The following is a 19,667-nucleotide window of genomic DNA, read 5'->3' as shown; positions in this document are numbered from 1 at the left end:
GAGCCCGAGCCTGCACAGGGAACAGGGTCAGATCGGAAAGACGCAAAATCCGTCATCCATGACACGCTCGGCCCGCGCCGTCCCTGGCGCGGGACGCTTTCCTCCTCTGACCCTGTTCCCTGCGCTTTAAGCTTATTCGCTGCGGTAAATCCGGGTTTGCCACAGTGCTGGGGACGCTAACGCGTCCTTTTCTTAATCCTGCGTCCAGCCTTTGCGAATCGGCACGGCAAATAGCGACCGATAGAGTGGATTGATTACCGCCAGCATCCGCTCGCCATAGAACTGCCACGCCAGATGCGAAGCCAGACAGCTCAGCAGCCCCACCAGGAACCCGCCCAGCATATCCATTGGCCAGTGAACGCCAAGGTAGACCCGCGACCAGGCAATAGCGCAACCGGCCACCATCAGAACCACACCTGACCAGAGGCGATGCCAGAAGATAAAGGCCAGTGCAAAGGTGAAGATCGTGGTGCCGTGATCGCTGGGATAGGAGTCATCGGCGGCGTGATGCAGGAACTGATAACCAAAACCGATAGCGAAAGGGCGGGGATGCGGCAACAGCTGGCCCACAGACCAGGAGATCGCCAGCGCATAGATCAGCGCCATACCGGTTTTCAGTACCAGCACCCGCTGCGAAGAAACCTGATCGCGCGGTCCCCAGAGCCACATCGCTACGATTAACAGCGGCACGATGGCGATCAGATCTTTGGCAAAAAACGTCGCCAGCTGCAGTAACCAGGCGGGTGAAGCCGGTGTGGCATTAATGGCAGTAAACAGTGAATGGTTCAACTCTTCCATTTCGGGATAAATTCCTCAGCAGACAGTCCGGTTAACGGCAGCTGGCAGCATCCCGCCAGCCCGGCCCGATAACAGCGGCAAAAAAAACGGTCAGCGACAGCACGCTCACCCAATCAGCCAGCACAAATTGCTAACTAAACAGCGGTCTATCCTGCTTTTTACCGTTTTGTTCGTCTATAGAAAGGCTCTTAATCTGCCGTTGAGTTGTGTAACGGTTTAAGTTTTATGACACATGCAGTTGCGAATCAGGGGGGAATGACGGGCAGGGACGAAAAAAAGGCATAAAAAAACCCGCCGGGAAAAAGACCAGCGGGCTCCACAATTTGGGGATTTCAAAGAAAAGCAGTGGCACTTATTATGACTATCCCTTAACAATAAAGTTCTGGACGCAGGCAAAAAAATTTTATAGGGGCAATATCGGCCAGATAATCACAATCAGCGTTCCCGCCAGCGTCAGCAACACGTTGGCGATGGCATAGGTTCCGGCATAGCCCAGCGCCGGAATATTGCTGCGTGCCGTATCACTGATGATCTCCATGGCCGGTGCGCAGGTACGTGCGCCCATGATGGCGCCAAACAGCAGGGCGCGGTTCATCCGCAACACATAAGCACCAAACAGATAGCAGATGATCACCGGAATCAGGCTGACCAGCAGGCCGCACAGCAGCATCAGCGCACCATCGCTGCTCAGGCCGTGATTAATGCCGCTACCGGCACTCAATCCCACTCCCGCCATAAACACCATCAGACCGAACTCTTTCACCATAGTGAGCGCGCCCTGCGGAATATAACCAAAGGTTGGATGGTTGGCGCGCAGGAAGCCGAGCATGATACCGGCGAACAGCAGGCCCGCGGCGTTACCAATACCAAAACTGAAATTGCTGAACTGGAAGGTGATCAGACCAATCATCAGACCCACGATAAAGAAGGCGCAGAAGGCTAAAAGATCGGTCATCTGACTGTGAATCGCGATAAAGCCAATGCGATCCGCCACGCTTTTGACCCGTCGTGCCTCGCCGCTGACCTGCAGCACATCACCTTTGTTCAGCATGATACTGTCATCGATCGGCATCTCAATCTGACTGCGTATCACCCGGTTCAGGAAGCAGCCGTGATCGGTGAGGTTTAACTTGCTGAGGCGTTTGTTTACCGCATTGTGGTTTTTCACCACGATCTCTTCAGTGACGATACGCATATCCAGCAGGTCGCGGTCAAAAACCTCTTTGCCGTTGCGGAAGCTGGGGTCGAGCCGGGCGTGAGCATCGGGATAGCCCACCAGCGAGATATCATCACCGAGCTGTAACACCGCATCGCCATCGGGACTGGCGAGAATACCGTTGCGGCGGATGCGCTCAATGTAGCAACCGGTCTGACGATAGATACCCAGTTCGCGCAGGTTTTTGCCGCCGCTCCATGCCACCAGTTCCGGACCGACGCGATAGGCGCGGATCACCGGCAGGAAAACTTTGCGCTGGCTGTCCGCATCCAGACCGCGTTCCCGGGCGATCTGCTGGGCGCAGGTGGGCAGATCCTGATGTTGCAGACGGGGCAGATAACGTGCGCCGAAAATCAGACTGACCAGGCCTATCAGATAGGTCACGGCATAACCGAGGCTCAGCTGATCCTGCATCAGTCCAAGCTGTTTCGGATCGCTGATGCTTTGCCGCAGGGTATCGCCCGCTCCGACCAGCACCGGCGTTGAGGTCATCGACCCGGCCAGCATGCCGGCGGTGAGACCGATATCCCAGCCAAAGAGTTTGCCCAGTCCCAGCGCCAGCAACAGTGCGCTGACCACCATGACGATGGCGAGCATGAAATAGTTTTTGCCGTCGCGAAAGAAAATGGAAAAAAAGTTGGGACCGGCTTCGACGCCGACACAAAAAATAAACAGCATAAAGCCCAGACTCAATGCATCGGTATTGATCGTAAAGTGCTGCTGGCCTAATAAGAGCGAAACCACTAATACGCCAATCGAATTTCCCAGCTGAACCGAGCCCAGACGCAACTTACCCAGACAGAGGCCGAGCGCTAAAACGACAAACAATAACAAAATGTCATTTCCGCTTAACAATCCTGCGACGTTAATATTCACTGTTTAACTTCTTGTTTACATGTAACCTATTGAAGAGTAGCCTGTTTTTCGCTATCGTGAGCAGGCCGTTGAGGTGCTGTTGTATCAGTACTGCAAATGGAACCTTTACCGCGGCGCTATTCTAATCACAAATATCTTTCACAGCCATTGGCTGTTTTCATTCGTTGCCACAGCGAACTGTTTCTTTTTATTTCCATCTGAACGCATCAGGGTTATCAGCAGGTTATTGTCGGGGTTACTTTTAATCAGTGGGGTGGTATGCCGCAGCGTTCTTATCTCTGGACTACCCGCCTGTGCGGCGTGGTGTTGTATAGTCTGGTGTTTGTCTTTACCTGTCATTTCTGGCAGGTCGGTCCCGGCCCGCTTCGTGGTCAGCCCGAATTACTGCTCTTTATGTTGCCCGGTATTGTGATGGCATTGGTGCAGGTGGAGAGCCCGTTAAAAAGTACCCTGCTGATGGGGCTGTGGGGAACGTTACTGGCAGCACTGCTGTTAAACAGCAGCCTGTTTATCCACAGCAATGCACTTTTTGTGGTCGCATGGAGCCTCAGCGCGCTGTTCTGGGCAGGCTGCGGGGCCTTGCTGGTACGGTTGATGCAGATAGTGATGGCCTCACTCAATTAAACAGCTTTGGGCGGTGGGTGTCAGGCAGAGCGCAAAAAGGCGAGACAGGAAAACCTGGCTCGCCTTTTTCATTCCGGCTATCAGCGCTTACGCGGCAAATCCCAGATTCTCTTTGGTCCAGGCCGCAAACTCGGTGTAGCCACCGATATGTTTTTCGTCGACGAAAATCTGTGGCACGGTGCTGACCGGTTTACCGGCGCTCGCTTCCAGGTCGGCTTTAGTAATGCCTTCTGCGTTAATATCGACATACTGGTAGCTAAAATCATCACGTTCAGCGGTTAGTTTGTCGGCCAGTTCATGGGCACGCACACAGTAGGGACAGCCCGGACGACCAAAAATAACAGCAATCATTGAGAACTCCTTGCAGCGACTATTATGTGATGTGTATCACACAATGAAAAAGAGAATGGCAACCATGATGCCCGCTCGTATCGCTTAAGGAAAGCAGGATTTGCCTGTTAGTCTGATGCCCGCACGCTATCGCTGCCCGGTCAGGAAGCCTCTGAATCAGAGGCTTTTTCGCGCCGGCAGCCCGTGTATCTCGCGCAATTTTTGGGTTGTTGACCATAATTGACGCTCAGTCAGCCGCTAAGGCAGGAGGATATCATGCAGAGTGTAGCCAGATTACCCCGGTTTGTGGTGGTGCTGGAGGCGGCTGGCGGCCTGTTAATCGTGGCCGCGCTGCTGCTGATCAACCACTGGCTTCCGCTACCAGACAAGGCGGATGTAAAAACGCTGGCCACTTTGCTGTTTATTGCTGGCGTGGTTCTGATGCTGCCTGCTGCCTGGCTGTTAATGTGGCGCACCGCGAAAGCGATAGCACCACAGCTGTTTAATCAAACTGACAAAAAAAGATAATATTGCTGGAGACTTTATGACACCGACCATTGATTTACTGTGCAGCCATCGTTCAATCCGCGCCTTTACTGACCAGCCGGTCAGCGAAGCACAGCGTGAAGCGATTATTACTGCGGCGCAATCGGCGTCCACATCCAGTTTTTTACAGTGTTCTTCCATTATCCGTATCACCGACAAAGCCCTGCGTGACAAGCTGGTGACGCTGACGGGCGGACAGACTTGGGTCGCGGATGCGCCTGAGTTCTGGATCTTCTGCGCTGACTTTAATCGCCATCTGCAGATTTGCCCTGATGCGCAGCTGGGTCGTGCCGAGCAGTTGTTGCTGGGCTGCGTCGATACCGCGCTGATGGGGCAGAATGCTATGGTCGCAGCGGAATCGCTGGATCTGGGCGGCGTCTTTATCGGCGGAATCCGTAACAGCATCGCGGAAGTGACAGAACTGCTGGGCCTGCCGAAATTTGTCCTGCCGCTGTTTGGTTTTTGCCTGGGTCATCCGGAGTCAAAGCCGGACGTCAAACCGCGTATGCCGCATGCGATGCTGGTGCATGAGAACCGCTATCAGCCGCTGGATCCGGCGGTACTGGCCGAATACGATAGCCGCACAGAACTCTATTATCAGCAGCGCGGCAGCAACCAGCGCAGCGAAACCTGGAGTGAGCTGATCCAGCGCCTGATCATTAAAGAGACGCGTCCGTTTATGCTCGATTATCTGCATCAGCAGGGCTGGGCCACGCGTTAAGCCAGTAAGGGAGAGCAGCGATGAAGATAGCTATCCTGTCACGTGATGAGACGCTCTACTCCAGTCGGCGACTGCGTGAGGAGGCCGCCGCACGCGGCCACCAGGTCCGGATCATCGATCCGCTCTCCTGCTATATGAATATTAATCCCGCCTCACCGGCGGTTCACTACTGTGGTGAACCGCTGGGCCATTTTGATGCGGTTATCCCGCGCATCGGCAATCCTATTACCTTTTATGGCACGGCCGTGCTGCGACAGTTTGAGATGTGCGGCAGCTATCCGCTGAATGAGTCCGCCGCCATTACCCGCACCCGTGACAAATTGCGCTCGCTGCAGCTGCTGGCACGGGAAGGCATCGACATGCCGGTCACCGGCTTTGCCTCCTCACCCGATGACACCGCTGATCTGATCGCCCTTGTCGGCGGTGCGCCGCTGGTGGTCAAGCTGGTGGAAGGTACCCAGGGCATTGGCGTGGTGCTGGCGGAAACGCGGCAGGCGGCAGAAAGCGTTATCGATGCCTTTCGCGGCCTGAATGCTCATATTCTGGTGCAGGAGTTTATTAAAGAAGCGCAGGGTCGTGATGTTCGCTGTCTGGTGATTGGCAATCAGGTGGTGGCAGCGATTGAGCGGGTGGCGAAAGAGGGCGACTTCCGCTCTAATCTGCATCGCGGCGGCAAAGCTTATCCCGTCGTCATTACGCAACAGGAGCGCCAGATCGCCGTGAAAGCGGCGGCTACGCTCGGGCTGGAAGTGGCGGGCGTCGATATTCTGCGCGCCCATCGCGGCCCGCTGGTGATGGAAGTTAACGCCTCGCCCGGTCTTGAAGGCATTGAAACCAGCAGTGACCTTAACATCGCCGCCCTGATGATCGAGCGGATTGAGCAGCAGGCCATCCCCGGGCTCCGTCCTAAAACCGCTGGCTGACACGCGCTTTTCAGCGGTTTTCATGGCATCGTCGCGCATTTTTCCGTAAGCTAAGTCGCCTGTTTATCACCCCACTGGGATTTTACGATGGATTCTCTTGTCGTTCCGGATATCGACCTGCTGCGTCGCTGGCTGGATCAGCAAAATATCACCTGGTTCGAATGCGATGCCTGTCAGGCACTTCATCTGCCGCACATGCAAAACTTCGATGGGGTGTTTGACGCCAAAATCGATCTGGTCGACAACGTCATTCTGTTTTCGGCGCTGGCTGAAGTGAAGCCGACGGCGCTGATTCCACTGGTTGGCGATTTGTCGCAGATCAATGCCAGTTCGCTGACGGTGAAAGCATTTATCGACATTCAGGATGATAATCTGCCGAAACTCATTGTCTGTCAGTCAATGATTACCACCGCCGGGTTAACCTTTGGTCAGTTCTCGCACTTTATGAAACAGAGTGAAGAGCAGATCTCCATGGTGATCCTGGAAGCCTTTGCCAACAATCTGTTGATCGTGGGCGAAGAAGAAGAGCACGTTCCGGTGACCAGCGTTCATTCTGTGCTGCACTAAGCCCGACATGGTCACACACTAAGCCGTCCCTGAGACGGCTTTTTTATGCCCGCCATCCGCTGCCGCGATAATTTTTTATTCTGCATTTTGCCCTTTAACGCCAGATATTAGTCGTGGTTTATGCCATCAAAGCCGAACCTCATAGCTCAAACATGCATAAAATATCGCTTTCAGGCGTTTTTTACGCTGGGGTCTGGTGAAGCCTGACCGGGGGGGCTATGCTTGCGGGGCTGTAACAGGCGCGTAACTGCGCCTCAGCTATAGGTTTTTGCTATTAAACTCCCGCTGAATAATGATTCATTGTGTCACTGACGTCTTGTACAGAACGCAATGCAGGGATCTCTGGTTTGCAGCGTTGTAATGACCCGCTCAGGAGGATGGAAAAATATGTTCAACTCACGTCAGAAATGGCTGTCAGCTGTGGTAGCTGCTGCGCTGATGGCCACATCGGCCAGCAGCATGGCGGAAGATAAAACGCTGCACGTCTACAACTGGTCCGATTATATTTCGCCAGATACCGTGCCGAACTTTGAAAAGCAGTCCGGCATCAAAGTGGTCTACGATGTGTTTGACTCTAACGAAGTCCTGGAAGGCAAACTGATGGCGGGCAGCACCGGCTATGATGTGGTGGTGCCATCCTCCAGCTTCCTGGCGCGTCAGCTGCAGTCCGGGGTATTCCAGCCGCTGGATAAGAGCAAACTGCCTAACTACAAAAACCTCGATCCGGCGCTGATGGAGAAAGTGGCGCAGCACGATCCGGGTAATAAATATGCCATTCCTTATCTGTGGGGCACAACCGGTATCGGCTACAACGTCGACAAGGTCAAGGCCGCACTGGGCGCCGATGCGCCGGTCAACAGCTGGGATCTGGTGCTGAAGCCGGAAAACCTGGAGAAGCTGAAAAGCTGCGGCGTATCCTTCCTGGATGCGCCAGAAGAGATTTTCGCCACGGTGCTCAACTACCTGGGCAAAGATCCCAATACCTCTGATGCTAAAGAGTATTCTGGCGCGGCCACTGACCTGCTGCTGAAACTGCGTCCGAATATCCGCTACTTCCATTCGTCGCAGTACATCAACGATCTGGCCAACGGTAATATCTGCGTCGCCATTGGCTGGTCGGGTGATATTCTGCAGGCGAAAAACCGTGCTGATGCGGCGAAAAATGGCGTGCATCTGGGCTACAGCGTACCGAAAGAGGGCGCACTGGCCTTCTTCGATATGATGGCGATCCCGAAAGATGCGAAAAACCTCGATGGTGCTTACGCCTGGCTGAACTACATCATGGATCCGAAAGTGATCGCCGATGTCTCCAACAAAATGAACTACGCCAACGGCAACAAAGCGTCGCTGCCGTTGATCAATGCCGACGTCCGCAACAACCCGGGTATCTTCCCGACGCCAGAAGCGATGTCGAAATTGTTTGTGCTGAAAGTCCAGGATCCTAAACTGGATCGTGTGCGTACGCGCGCATGGACTAAAGTAAAAAGTGGTAAGTAATTCGTCCTTAACGGATTGACCTGTCATGAATCAGCAACAGAGGCGCGGTGTCGGCCTCTGTTGTGCCATTTTTAGCGGCAAATTTTGTCGCCATGTTCCGCCTGGCTCCGGAGAGAACCTTTGTGAACGATGCCATTCCCCGTCCTCAAAATAAAACCGCAAAGGCGTTAACGCCACTGCTGGAAATTCGCAATCTGACCAAATCCTTTGACGGGCAACACGCCGTGGATGATGTCAGCCTGACTATTTATAAAGGTGAGATCTTTGCCCTGCTGGGCGCATCGGGCTGTGGTAAATCAACGCTGCTGCGCATGCTGGCCGGTTTTGAGCCGCCAACCAGCGGGCAGATTGTTCTGGATGGCCAGGATCTGTCCCACGTTGCTCCCTATCAGCGCCCGATCAACATGATGTTCCAGTCCTACGCGCTGTTTCCCCACATGACGGTGGAGCAGAATATCGCCTTTGGTCTGAAACAGGATCGGCTGCCGAAAGGGGAGATCACCAGCCGGGTAGCAGAGATGCTGGCGCTGGTGCATATGCAGGAGTTTGCTAAACGCAAACCGCACCAGCTCTCCGGTGGTCAGCGTCAGCGTGTGGCGCTGGCCCGCAGCCTGGCGAAACGGCCAAAACTGCTGCTGCTGGATGAGCCGATGGGGGCACTGGACAAGAAGCTGCGCGACAGGATGCAGCTGGAAGTGGTCGATATTCTGGAGCGTGTTGGCGCCACCTGTGTGATGGTGACGCACGATCAGGAAGAGGCGATGACCATGGCGGGCCGTATCGCGATTATGAATCGCGGCAAGTTCGTGCAGATTGGTGAACCGGAGGAGATCTACGAGCATCCTACCAGCCGCTACAGCGCGGAATTTATCGGTTCGGTTAACGTCTTCGAAGGCTTACTGCGTGAACGTCAGGCGGATGGCCTGGTGATTGACAGTCCCGGCCTGATGCATCCGCTGAAAGTCGACTCCGATGTCTCGGTGGTGGATAACGTTCCGGTCCATGTCGCACTGCGCCCGGAAAAAGTGATGTTGTGCGATGAGGTGCCTGCCGATGGCTGTAACTTTGCGGTGGGTGAAGTGGTCCACATCGCCTATCTCGGCGACCTCTCTATCTTCCATGTCCGTCTGCACAGCGGACAGATGATCAGCGCACAGTTGCAAAACGCGCATCGCTACCGCAAAGGGTTGCCGACCTGGGGTGATGAAGTCCGCCTCTGCTGGGAATGCGACAGCTGCGTGGTGTTGACGGTTTAAGGAGCGGCTATGAGCCAGATTTTCCAACGCGCTAAAGCGCCTGCCCGACTGGTCGGCACGCCGCTGCAACGCTGGGCCACGCGGATAAAAATGCAGCATGGCCGCAAGCTGGTGATCGCCTTGCCTTATGTCTGGCTGGTGCTGTTGTTTCTGCTGCCGTTTCTGACGGTGCTGAAGATCAGCTTCGCGGACATTGCGCGTGCGATTCCCCCCTACACCGAGCTGGTGAGCTGGGCTGATGACCAGTTCAGCATTGTGCTCAATTTCGGCAACTACCTGACGCTGACCGACGATCCGCTCTACGTCGATGCCTATCTGCAGTCGCTGAAAGTGGCGGCGATCTCCACGGTGATCTGTCTGCTGATTGGCTACCCGCTTGCCTGGGCCGTGGCGCACAGCAAGCCATCCATGCGCACCATTCTGCTGCTGCTGGTGATCCTGCCGTCGTGGACCTCATTTCTGGTGCGCGTCTACGCCTGGATGGGGCTGCTTAACAACAACGGTATCCTGAACCGGTTCCTGCTGTGGCTGGGTGTGATCGATCATCCGCTGGTGATCCTCTACACCAATACAGCGGTCTATATCGGTATCGTCTACTGCTATCTGCCGTTTATGGTGCTGCCAATCTACACCGCGCTGACCCGCATTGATTACTCGCTGGTGGAAGCCTCACTGGATCTGGGTGCGCGTCCGCTGAAGACCTTTTTCAGCGTGATTGTCCCGCTGACCAAAGGGGGCATTATCGCCGGATCGATGCTGGTGTTTATCCCGGCGGTGGGGGAGTACGTGATCCCTGAACTGCTGGGTGGCCCGGACAGCATCATGATTGGCCGCATCCTGTGGCAGGAGTTCTTTAACAACCGCGATTGGCCGGTGGCCTCTGCGCTGGCGGTCATCATTCTGCTGATCCTGATTCTGCCGATCATCTGGTTCCACAAGCATCAAAACCGTGAAATGGGAGAGAAGGCATGAATAATTTGCCAACCATTCGCTCACCCTGGCGTACCGGTATTCTGGTCTGCTGCTTCCTGTTCCTCTATGCGCCGATGCTGTTGCTGGTGGTTTACTCCTTCAACAGCTCACCGCTGGTGACGGTGTGGGAGAGCTTCTCGTTCCACTGGTACAGGGTGCTCTTCCAGGACAGCGCGATGATTGACGCCGTGCTGCTGAGTCTGAGCATTGCCGGTCTCTCCGCCACCATGGCGGTGGTGCTGGGCACGCTGGCGGCGGTGATTATCGTGCGCTTTGGTCGCTTCCGCGGCCACAACGGTTTTGCCTTTATGCTGACCGCGCCGCTGGTGATGCCCGATGTCATCACCGGACTGTCGCTGCTGCTGCTGTTTGTGGCAATGGGCAACGCCTTTGGCTGGCCGAGCGAGCGCGGCATGCTGACCATCTGGCTGGCCCACGTCACCTTCTGTACCGCCTATGTGGCCGTGGTGATTAACTCGCGTCTGCGTGAGCTGGACCGCTCCATCGAAGAGGCGGCGATGGATTTAGGCGCAACGCCGCTGAAGGTCTTTTTCGTGATTACCGTGCCCATGATTGCACCGGCTATTGTGACCGGCTGGTTGCTGGCGTTTACCCTGTCACTCGACGATCTGGTGATTGCCAGCTTTGTGACCGGGCCGGGTGCCACCACATTGCCGATGGCGATCTTCGCCACCGTGCGACGCGGCGTTAACCCGGAAATCAATGCGCTGGCTTCATTGATCCTGTTTGTGGTCGGTTTAGTGGGTTTTATCGCCTGGCGGGTGATGGCACACGAAGAAAAACAACGTTTAAGCGATATTCAGAAAGCTAAACGTGGCTGAAATCCGTAACCTTTGCCACTATATGAACGGGCCGGTCTGACCGGCCCGTTTTTCGATCAGGTGGAGTCACGGACTATGTCAGAAATCTTCAAAAGCAGTGCCACGCTTTCAATCGCGCCGGTTCCGGTGACGGTTGCGGGCATTGCTATTATTGCGACCCGCTGCCTGAGCGTCCTGATGCTGGCAAACGAGCTGGGTTACAGTGAACTCGCCAACTTTGTTCACCGCAGCGCCCAGTCCTGGGACGCGACACTCATCTTTGTCGCCAGCCAGTTGATCTTCCTGTTCGAACTGCGCTGCGCCTTTACCCTGATGCGCGGCAGTAACCGTGGACGCTGGGGCTATGTGGCGACGCAGGTGATTGTGCTCAGCTATATGCTGGTCGCCTCGCTGGGCTGGATCTACCCCGAGATTTTCAGCATTGATGGCGACAATAACGTCCAGATTATCCACCATACCCTGTCGCAGAAAATCCCCGATCTGCTGGTGCTCCTGCTGCTGTTTCTGCCAGCCAGCAGCCGCGCTTTTTTCAGGAAGCGATGATACAATCGCGCTCCGCCCGACCCGATCGTTAAGGCTTTACCATGCACTGCGCGCTTTATGACGCTAACCGTTGCCGCTCCTGTCAGTGGCTGGAAAAACCCTATCCCACTCAGCTGAACGACAAACAGTCGATGCTGGAACAGTTACTGGCTGAGCAGCCGGTCGCTGCCTGGTTGCCGCCGATCGCATCACCGCAGCAGGCATTTCGTAATAAAGCCAAAATGGTGGTGAGTGGCAGCGTAGAGCGTCCGGTGCTGGGATTAATCCATCGTGATGGTGAAGCTGTGGATCTGTGCGATTGTCCGCTCTATCCCGCCAGCTTCCAGCCGGTTTTTGCTGCACTTAAGCCCTTTATCGCCCGTGCCGGACTGACGCCCTATAACGTGGCGCGCAAACGCGGCGAACTCAAATTCCTGCTGATAACCGAAAGCCAGCAGGGCGGCGTGATGCTGCGCTTTGTCCTGCGTTCAACCGCGAAACTGGAACAGCTGCGCGCCGCATTGCCGTGGCTGCAACAGCAATTGCCGCAGCTGGCGGTGATCTCTGCCAATATTCAGCCGGTGCATATGGCAATTCTGGAGGGGGAAGAGGAGATTGCGCTGACGCCCGCGCAGTCGCTGGCAGAGAACTTCAACGGCGTGCCGCTGTGGATCCGCCCGCAAAGCTTCTTCCAGACCAACCCGCAGGTTGCCAGCGCACTCTATGCCACCGCGCGCGACTGGGTCAGGGCGCTGCCGGTCAACAGCATGTGGGATCTCTTCTGCGGCGTAGGCGGTTTTGGTTTGCACTGCGCGACAGCGGAGATGGAACTGACGGGCATTGAGATCAGCGCCGAGGCGATAAAATGCGCCCAGCGTTCCGCTGAGATGCTGGGACTGGAAAAAGTGCAGTTTGCGGCGCTGGATTCTACGGCGTTTGCGACCGGACGCGATGCGGTGCCGCAGCTGGTGCTGGTTAATCCACCGCGTCGTGGGATTGGTGAGGCGCTGTGTGACTATCTCAGCCAGATGGCTCCGGATTATCTGCTCTATTCAAGCTGCAATCCGCAGACCATGGCGCAGGATATTGCCCGACTGAGCGCCTATGAGGTGACGAAGGTGCAACTGTTCGATATGTTTCCCCACACCGCCCATTTTGAAGTGCTGACGCTGTTAACCCGCCGTCAGCACGCGTCCGGGAAAGCATCGTCAGAGGTAGCCTCAGCCGGTAATCACTCCGGGAACCACTTCTGATTAAGCTGCTGCCAGCTGCCGTTGGCTTTCAGTTCGTTCAGTGCCTGATTGAACTGATCGCGAAGCGCCGTATTGCCTTTACGCACGGCAATGCCGAGACCGGTGCCAAAGTAGTCCGCATCCGTAACATGTTCACCGACAGTGGCGAGATCCGCATTGGTCTTCAGCCACTGATTCACCACCGCGCTGTCGCCAAATACGCCATCCAGCCGGCCACTCTTCATATCCAGAATCGCATTCTGATAGCTGTCATAGGCCACCACTTTCACTTCCGGATGCTTATCCTGCAGGTACTTCTGGTGAGTGGTGCCGTTTTCCACGCCAATGCGCTTGCCCTTAAGCTCAGCAAAGCTGCTGAACTGGCCTTTACGGGCAATTACGATGGCGGAATTAGCGTAATAAGGCTGGGTAAAATCGACCTGCTTGCTGCGCTCAGTGGTGATATCCATGCCGGAAATCACCGCGTCATAGCGGCGGAACTTCAGTGACGGGATCAAGCTGTCGAAGGCATTGTTGGTAAAGGTACACTCCGCTTTCATCTGCTGGCACAGCGCTTTAGCCAGATCGATATCGAATCCCACCAGGTTATTTTCCCGATCCAGGGATTCAAACGGCGGATAAGTCGCTGAAGCGGCGAAGCGAATCTTTTCCGCTGCCTGGGCGGTAAGTGCCAGTGAAGCCAGCGCAGCGGCAACAATCCATTTTTTCATTTTATGATTCCTGTGATGTGGTCAGCCAGAGAAGGCGATACCCTGCCATAAAATGCATTTTTATGCAATTAGTGTGATTTTTCAGGCGAAAAGGGCGAGGAGCCTCGCCCGGATATCAGTTACGTCGTTCGAAGGCCAGAGCGCGCTTTTCGATCAGCCGCATCATCAGCGTCAGCAAACCGTTAACGCAGAGATAAACCAGACCCGCCGCGGCATAGACCGTGATGTCGTAGGTGCGGCCATAGAGCAACTGGCCGTGGCCCATGACTTCCATCAGGGTGATGGTGTAGGCCAGCGAGGTGCCTTTGAACACCAGCACCACTTCATTGGAGTAGGAGGAGAGGGCGCGTTTAAATGCATACGGAAGCAGAATGCGCAGGGTATCTTTGCGGCTCATGCCGAGCGCGGCACACGATTGCCACTGTCCCGAAGGAATCGCACGCACCGCACCGTAAAACAGCTGCGTGGTGTAAGCCGCGCTGTTCAGCGACAGCGCCAGCATCGCGCACAGCCAGGGCTGCGACAGTAAATGCCACAGCCAGGGGATCTGCTGGATCGAGGGAAACTGTCCCGGACCGTAATAGATCAGGAAGATCTGCACCAGCAGCGGTGTGCCGGTAAACAGTGTAATAAAGCCTTTGACCAGCGGGTTGAACACCGGCGTTTTCAGCGACAGCACCACGGTGAAGAGCAGCGCCAGCAGCAGGGCCACGACCAGCGATGCTGCCGTCAGCGTCAGGCTGGTATGCAACCCTTTCAGGAGTTCAGGCAGATAGGCCAGCATTAGCTGTTCCCCCGTTCAAAGCGGGTGGTGCGCAGTTCGATGCGGCGTAACACCGCCTGGCTGAACAGCGTGATCACTAAGTAGATAGCGGCCGCCACCAGGAACCAGGTAAACGGCTCCTGCGTGCGGGTGGCAATACTTTTGGTTTGCAGCATCAGATCGTTGACGCTAATCAGCGAGACCAGCGCGGTATCTTTCAGCAGCACCAGCCACTGATTGCCCAGACCGGGCAGGGCGTGACGCCACATCTGCGGCATAATCAGCCGGAGAAAGATGGCCGATTTTTTCATGCCCAGCGCCTGACCCGACTCCCACTGACCCATCGGCACCGCTTTCAGCGCGCCGCGCAGCGTCTGCGAGGCGTAGGCGGCATAGAGCATCGCCAGCGCTATCACACCGCACAGGAACGGACTGACGTCGAAGTTTTCAATTTCTACCTGTATCGGTAACTGAAACAGGCCGAAATTCAGGGTGAAGCCGTCAGAGAGGGTGAGCAGCAGCTGTGAGGCGCCAAAATAGATAAACAGCACCACCAGAATTTCCGGCAGGCCACGGATCAGCGTTACCAGGCCGGTGCCAATCCACGCCAGCGGTTTCAGGCGTAGTGACTCCCAGCCAGCGAAAATCATCGCCAGCACCAGGCCAGCGATGAGAGCACAAACAGCAAGGCCGACGGTCATGCCGGCGGCGCTTGCGAGGGTCATCATTTCATTCATCAGAGATTACTGCTGGAACCATTTGCTGTAGATGGTTTTGTACGTGCCGTCTGCTTTGATCTTATCCAGCGCGCCATTGAACCTGGTCTGCAGATCGGTGTTACCGGTACGTACCGCAATGCCCAGGCCGGTACCAAAGTAGGCTTTGTCCGTGACTTTCTCACCAACGGCAGCCAGCGCGGCATTCTGCTTCAGCCACTCATTGACGACTGCGGTGTCACCGAACACAGCATCAATACGGCCATTTTTCAGATCCAGCACCGCATTCTGATAGCTGTCGTAAGGAACGGTGGTGATCTCGCTGTGTTTCTCAGTCAGGTATTTCTGATGGGTGGTGCCGTTCTGGACGCCAACCCGCTTGCCTTTCAGCGCTTCCACGCTGGCGACTTTACCTTTCTGGGCAACAAACAGCGCGGAGTTGTCGTAGTAAGGCTTGGTGAACAGGACCTGTTTTTCACGATCTGGCGTGATATCCATGCCCGCCATCACCGCATCAAAACGACGGAATTTCAGGCTTGGGATCAGGCTGTCGAACGCCTGATTGGTGAAGGTGCAGGTCGCATCAATCTCTTTACACAGCGCATTGGCCAGATCGACATCAAAGCCCTGAATCTTGTTGTCCGCATCCACAAACTCAAAAGGAGGATAAGAGGCTTCGGTCGCAAAACGAATCGTCTGAGCCGCCGTAGCGCTCAGGCTAAAACCAGCAAGCAGTGCAGCAAGTACCATTTTTTTCATTTTTAGCATCCTGACTTAGTGCGAAAGATAGTGAGCAAACGCCTCGGTTTGCGGCTGTGTAAAGCGGCTGGCATCGCCCTGTTCCACAATGTGACCGTTCTCCATATAGACGACGCGGCTGGCCGTTTTACGTGCCACCTCCACTTCATGGGTCACAATCACCTGGGTAATGCGGGTCTGGGCCAGTTCGCGAATGATACTGACAATCTGTGCGGTAATTTCAGGGTCCAGCGCGGCAGTCGGCTCATCGAACAGCAGCACCTGCGGCTCCATCATCAGCGCGCGGGCAATCGCCACACGCTGCTGCTGACCACCGGAGAGATGCAGCGGAAAGCGATCGCTGTAGGGCGTCAGGCGCAGCCGGTCAAGCAGCTTGTCGGCGCGGGCGCGGGCGTCACTTTTGCTAAGGCCCAGTACCCGGCAGGGCGCTTCAATCAGATTCTGCAGCACGGTAAGGTGCGGCCAGAGGTTGTACTGCTGAAACACCATACCGACGTTCTGACGCAGTTCGCGAATCGCAGCATCGGAGGGTTTCTGGCTGAAGTCGAACTGATTACCGGCAATCTGTAACTGACCTGAACGCGGTTGCTCCAGCAGATTAAGCACCCGCAGCAGCGAACTCTTACCCGCACCGCTGGGACCCAGCAGTACCAGGGTCTCGCCTTGCGGACACTCAAGGTTAATGTCAAACAGCGCCTGATGAGCACCGTAGAAGCAGTTTATTGCGTTTAGTTGAATACTCATGCGCCAGATTTGAATAGCTATTAGTGTCGCGGATTTTAACGTCACCAGAATAGTTATGCAAATAAGGTGGGTTAAAATTTGTAAAACAGCAGGCTAACCGCAAAAGCTTAGCACAATATCATGCACTGCCTGGGGGCAGCGCGCTGCAGCGGGACGGGCGGCGGAAATAAAAAAAGCGCAGCGCCCGGGGGCGACTGCGCTTCTCTGAACGGTTAAGCCTGAGGTTATTTTTTCGATTTCTCAAGCATCTGGCTCAGGCTGCCACCCTCTGCATGCGCAGGGTTGGCCATGTAGCGCACATCATCCACCACCCAGCAACTGCCCTGATGGATCATCAGCACTTCATCCTGCCACTGCTTGCCGTCGCGGCTCAGGTCGACCCGCAGCGGGATGTTGCGTGCATCGCGGTTCGGAATGGTGGAAGCATCAGCAACGCTGGCGGCGGTCGGACCCTGTGACAGGCTGGAGAAGAGATCGCCATTGCGCCACTGTGCGCCTGCATTGCTGCCGCTGGCCGCCTGCAATGAGTGGTACAGCGCATCACTCAGGTAAGGGCGATATTTTGCCAGGGTGTTGCTGTCGGGCAGACCCTGCGTAGGCTGTTCGATACGCAGGTCGTAAAACTGCTGGGCCACCTGGTCAGGACCGCCTTCAATGCACGGTGCGGTACGTGGGCCATTATCCTTAATCACTGGCTCAACGGTGGTACAGGCGCTGAGCAGCAGGGCCGCCGGGATCATTAGCGCAAACGCGTTGTTTCTCATCTCGATTTCCTTATGGTTCTCTGGCAAGGTGCCCTTTTTAGCATAGAGTATAGCCGTGCTTTTTAGTCGAAAGAGCCTTAGCCCGGTTTTCAACAAGGAGAATGCGATGAAATTTTCAACAACCCCCACGCTGGAAGGTCACAGCATCAGCGAATATTGTGGCGTCGTCACCGGTGAAGCGATTCTGGGTGCCAACATCTTCCGTGACTTTTTCGCTGGCATCCGTGATGTGGTCGGTGGCCGCTCCGGTGCTTACGAGAAAGAGCTGCGTAAAGCGCGAGAGATCGCGTTTGAAGAGCTGGAGGAGCAGGCAAAAGCGCTGGGCGCCAACGCCGTGGTCGGTATCGATATTGACTACGAAACGGTCGGCAAAGATGGCAGCATGCTGATGGTAAGCGTCAGCGGCACGGCGGTGATCATTCGTTGAAACGGTGGCTGTGGCTGATACTGACGCTGCTGCTGGCGGGCTGCCAGTCCGGGATAGAATCCCGTGACGGCTACTGGGCCGATCTGCGGCATCCGGCGCAGGGCGCGCGACCGCGGGTGAAGGTGATAGTGATCCACTACACCGCCGAAGATTTTTCTTCGTCGCTGGCGACCCTGACCGATAGGGAAGTCAGCGCCCACTATCTGATCCCCCGCCAGCCGCCACAGCGCGCCGGGAAAGGCGTTATCTGGCAACTGGTGCCGGAGCAGCAGCTCGCCTGGCATGCCGGTCCAAGCTTCTGGCGCGGAGCCAGCCGCATCAATGACACATCGATTGGTATCGAACTGGTGAACCAGGGTTATCGCCGGACCCTGACAGGTCTTGAATGGCAGCCATTTACCGCTGCGCAGATCACCACGCTGGAGGCGCTGCTGCGCGATATTGCACAGCGCTACGGCATCGCACCGGAAAATATTGTCGGTCACAGTGATATCGCGCCGCAGCGTAAGCAGGATCCCGGCCCACTCTTTCCGTGGCATCAGCTGGCCCAGCGCGGAATGGGTGCCTGGCCCGATGCCGGACGAGTGCAGTTTCATTTAGCGGGTCAGGATCCGCACACGGTGGTACCCGTGGAGCCACTACTGGAACGTTTACAGCGCTATGGCTATCCGGTGACGGCAGAGATGAGCGCGCGTGAACAGCAGAGGGTAATCGCCGCGTTTCAGATGCATTTCCGGCCTGCGGATTATCGCGGGCAGCCCGATGCAGAAACCGCCGCGATAGCCGCCGCGCTACTGGATAAATATGGCGCGGCGCAATAGCGGATTATTGGTGTAAAAACGCCTTCCAGTGGGCGACGACCTGCGCCAGTGCCGCACGATCAGCATCCAGATGGGTGACCAGACGAGTGCGGGTTCCTGCGCTGATTAACACCCCGCGCGCCTTCATCCACTCACCTAATGGTTTGACCTGGGCTTCCGGCACCGCCACAAACAGCATGTTGGTCTGCTGATCGATGACCTGAACGCCCAGCTCATGCAACTGCTGTCCCAGCCAGGCGGCATTGTCATGATCCTCCTGCAGCCGCGCCACGTTATTTTCTAACGCATAGAGACCCGCCGCCGCCAGAATACCGGCCTGGCGCATGCCGCCGCCGGTCATTTTACGCCAGCGACGTGCGCGCTCAATCAGCGCCGTGTCGCCACACAGCAGAGAACCGACAGGCGTGCCCAGACCTTTAGAGAGACAGATGGTCAGGGTGTCGCAGTAGCGGGCAATCGCCGCCAGCGTGGTCTGCTGCGCGACTACCGCATTGAAAATGCGTGCGCCATCAATGTGCAGCGCCAGCTGGTGCTCGCGGGTAAAAGTCCACGCCTGTTCCAGATACGCCAGCGGCAAAACTTTACCGTGCTGCGTGTTCTCCAGACTCAGCAGACGGGTGCGGGCAAAGTGAATATCGTCCGGCTTGATGGCGGCCGCTACTACGTCGAGCGGCAAGGTGCCATCGTCGGCGGCCAGAATCGGCTGTGGCTGAATACTGCCCAGCACCGCCGCACCGCCTGCCTCATATTTGTAGTTATGCGCCTGCTGACCCACGATATATTCATCGCCGCGTTCGCAATGACTGAGTAGCGCCACCAGATTCGCCTGGGTGCCGGTCGGGAAAAACAGCGCCGCTGCTTTGCCGCTCAGCCGTGCGGCTTCCGCCTCCAGCGCATTAACGGTGGGGTCGTCACGGTAGACGTCATCACCGGTCTCGGCAGACATCATCGCGCTTAACATGGCGGCGCTGGGCCGGGTTACGGTATCACTGCGTAAATCGATCACCCTATGCTCCTGAA

Annotated in this window: 23 protein-coding genes; 13 read left to right on the top strand and 10 right to left on the bottom strand. The window is 56.1% G+C overall.

Annotated elements, in window-relative coordinates; all coding sequences use genetic code 11:
* Positions 1-192: 192 nt before the first annotated feature.
* Together ybjG and OK412_RS11755 are read right to left on the bottom strand one after the other, a co-directional pair.
* The gene (gene ybjG, locus OK412_RS11760; protein ID WP_010254408.1) at positions 193-798 is read right to left on the bottom strand and encodes an undecaprenyl-diphosphate phosphatase; all 606 of its coding nucleotides are present in this window, start codon (positions 796-798) and stop codon (positions 193-195) included.
* A gap of 403 nt (positions 799-1,201) precedes the next feature.
* On the bottom strand, positions 1,202-2,890 hold the full coding sequence (locus tag OK412_RS11755) for an aspartate:alanine antiporter (RefSeq protein WP_010254410.1): 1,689 nt from the start codon (positions 2,888-2,890) through the stop codon (positions 1,202-1,204).
* A 258-nt stretch (positions 2,891-3,148) separates the two neighbouring features.
* Here OK412_RS11755 and ybjM point away from each other — a divergent pair, with 258 nt between their 5' ends.
* Complete coding sequence (gene ybjM / locus OK412_RS11750) at positions 3,149-3,514, top strand: inner membrane protein YbjM (protein ID WP_010254412.1); 366 nt, start codon at positions 3,149-3,151, stop codon at positions 3,512-3,514.
* Between the two features lie 87 nt (positions 3,515-3,601).
* Here the strand turns inward: ybjM and OK412_RS11745 are convergent, their stop codons facing one another.
* Complete coding sequence (locus OK412_RS11745; RefSeq protein WP_010254413.1) at positions 3,602-3,865, bottom strand: GrxA family glutaredoxin; 264 nt, start codon at positions 3,863-3,865, stop codon at positions 3,602-3,604.
* A gap of 255 nt (positions 3,866-4,120) precedes the next feature.
* On the opposite strand from OK412_RS11745, the gene OK412_RS11740 reads away from it, so the two are divergent.
* The 10 genes from OK412_RS11740 (at position 4,121) to rlmC (ending at position 12,943) form a co-directional block, all read left to right on the top strand.
* A complete protein-coding gene (locus OK412_RS11740) occupies positions 4,121-4,372 on the top strand; it encodes a YbjC family protein (protein ID WP_264353194.1) in 252 nt (83 codons plus the stop codon).
* 16 nt (positions 4,373-4,388) lie between these two features.
* Entirely contained in the window at positions 4,389-5,111 is a 723-nt protein-coding gene (nfsA, locus tag OK412_RS11735) for an oxygen-insensitive NADPH nitroreductase (protein WP_158149446.1), read from the top strand.
* 20 nt (positions 5,112-5,131) lie between these two features.
* The gene (gene rimK / locus OK412_RS11730; RefSeq protein WP_111533566.1) at positions 5,132-6,034 is read left to right on the top strand and encodes a 30S ribosomal protein S6--L-glutamate ligase; all 903 of its coding nucleotides are present in this window, start codon (positions 5,132-5,134) and stop codon (positions 6,032-6,034) included.
* Positions 6,035-6,121: 87 nt separating this feature from the next.
* Positions 6,122-6,601 (top strand): YbjN domain-containing protein, encoded by a 480-nt coding sequence (locus tag OK412_RS11725; RefSeq protein ID WP_022625960.1) that lies wholly within the window; start codon positions 6,122-6,124, stop codon positions 6,599-6,601.
* A gap of 387 nt (positions 6,602-6,988) precedes the next feature.
* Complete coding sequence (potF, locus tag OK412_RS11720) at positions 6,989-8,098, top strand: spermidine/putrescine ABC transporter substrate-binding protein PotF (RefSeq protein ID WP_264353193.1); 1,110 nt, start codon at positions 6,989-6,991, stop codon at positions 8,096-8,098.
* 122 nt (positions 8,099-8,220) lie between these two features.
* The gene (gene potG / locus OK412_RS11715) at positions 8,221-9,354 is read left to right on the top strand and encodes a putrescine ABC transporter ATP-binding subunit PotG (RefSeq protein WP_010254420.1); all 1,134 of its coding nucleotides are present in this window, start codon (positions 8,221-8,223) and stop codon (positions 9,352-9,354) included.
* Between the two features lie 9 nt (positions 9,355-9,363).
* Entirely contained in the window at positions 9,364-10,326 is a 963-nt protein-coding gene (gene potH, locus OK412_RS11710; RefSeq protein ID WP_010254421.1) for a putrescine ABC transporter permease PotH, read from the top strand.
* Complete coding sequence (gene potI, locus OK412_RS11705; protein ID WP_010254422.1) at positions 10,323-11,168, top strand: putrescine ABC transporter permease PotI; 846 nt, start codon at positions 10,323-10,325, stop codon at positions 11,166-11,168. The genes potH and potI overlap by 4 nt, the downstream gene beginning before the upstream one ends.
* 75 nt (positions 11,169-11,243) lie before the next feature.
* The gene (locus OK412_RS11700) at positions 11,244-11,711 is read left to right on the top strand and encodes a YbjO family protein (RefSeq protein WP_010254423.1); all 468 of its coding nucleotides are present in this window, start codon (positions 11,244-11,246) and stop codon (positions 11,709-11,711) included.
* A 41-nt stretch (positions 11,712-11,752) separates the two neighbouring features.
* Positions 11,753-12,943, top strand: a complete 1,191-nt coding sequence (gene rlmC, locus OK412_RS11695) for a 23S rRNA (uracil(747)-C(5))-methyltransferase RlmC (protein ID WP_182504525.1) — start codon at positions 11,753-11,755, stop codon at positions 12,941-12,943.
* Here the strand turns inward: rlmC and OK412_RS11690 are convergent.
* The 6 genes from OK412_RS11690 to OK412_RS11665 form a co-directional block, all read right to left on the bottom strand.
* Complete coding sequence (locus OK412_RS11690) at positions 12,922-13,653, bottom strand: arginine ABC transporter substrate-binding protein (RefSeq protein WP_010254425.1); 732 nt, start codon at positions 13,651-13,653, stop codon at positions 12,922-12,924. The genes rlmC and OK412_RS11690 overlap by 22 nt on opposite strands.
* 115 nt (positions 13,654-13,768) lie before the next feature.
* On the bottom strand, positions 13,769-14,437 hold the full coding sequence (gene artM / locus OK412_RS11685) for an arginine ABC transporter permease ArtM (protein ID WP_031593159.1): 669 nt from the start codon (positions 14,435-14,437) through the stop codon (positions 13,769-13,771).
* On the bottom strand, positions 14,437-15,153 hold the full coding sequence (artQ, locus tag OK412_RS11680; RefSeq protein ID WP_010254430.1) for an arginine ABC transporter permease ArtQ: 717 nt from the start codon (positions 15,151-15,153) through the stop codon (positions 14,437-14,439). The genes artM and artQ overlap by 1 nt, the downstream gene beginning before the upstream one ends.
* 6 nt (positions 15,154-15,159) lie before the next feature.
* The gene (gene artJ, locus OK412_RS11675; protein ID WP_031593157.1) at positions 15,160-15,891 is read right to left on the bottom strand and encodes an arginine ABC transporter substrate-binding protein; all 732 of its coding nucleotides are present in this window, start codon (positions 15,889-15,891) and stop codon (positions 15,160-15,162) included.
* Between the two features lie 15 nt (positions 15,892-15,906).
* Positions 15,907-16,635 carry an arginine ABC transporter ATP-binding protein ArtP gene (gene artP, locus OK412_RS11670; protein ID WP_010254433.1) on the bottom strand — a complete coding sequence of 243 codons (729 nt, stop codon included), beginning with the start codon at positions 16,633-16,635 and terminating at the stop codon, positions 15,907-15,909.
* A gap of 224 nt (positions 16,636-16,859) precedes the next feature.
* On the bottom strand, positions 16,860-17,399 hold the full coding sequence (locus OK412_RS11665; RefSeq protein WP_010254434.1) for a lipoprotein: 540 nt from the start codon (positions 17,397-17,399) through the stop codon (positions 16,860-16,862).
* Between the two features lie 106 nt (positions 17,400-17,505).
* On the opposite strand from OK412_RS11665, the gene OK412_RS11660 reads away from it, so the two are divergent.
* A complete protein-coding gene (locus OK412_RS11660; RefSeq protein ID WP_003849304.1) occupies positions 17,506-17,826 on the top strand; it encodes a heavy metal-binding domain-containing protein in 321 nt (106 codons plus the stop codon).
* Positions 17,823-18,647, top strand: coding sequence for an N-acetylmuramoyl-L-alanine amidase (locus OK412_RS11655; RefSeq protein WP_052270862.1), 825 nt, complete (start codon positions 17,823-17,825; stop codon positions 18,645-18,647). The genes OK412_RS11660 and OK412_RS11655 overlap by 4 nt, the downstream gene beginning before the upstream one ends.
* A 4-nt stretch (positions 18,648-18,651) precedes the next feature.
* Here the strand turns inward: OK412_RS11655 and ltaE are convergent, their stop codons facing one another.
* Complete coding sequence (gene ltaE / locus OK412_RS11650) at positions 18,652-19,653, bottom strand: low-specificity L-threonine aldolase (RefSeq protein WP_264353192.1); 1,002 nt, start codon at positions 19,651-19,653, stop codon at positions 18,652-18,654.
* Positions 19,654-19,667: the final 14 nt, after the last annotated feature.

It is taken from the genome of Pantoea sp. JV6, from assembly GCF_025910055.1.
In the GTDB taxonomy this organism is placed as follows: domain Bacteria; phylum Pseudomonadota; class Gammaproteobacteria; order Enterobacterales; family Enterobacteriaceae; genus Pantoea; species Pantoea agglomerans.
This window is presented reverse-complemented; position numbering and strand designations above follow the sequence as displayed.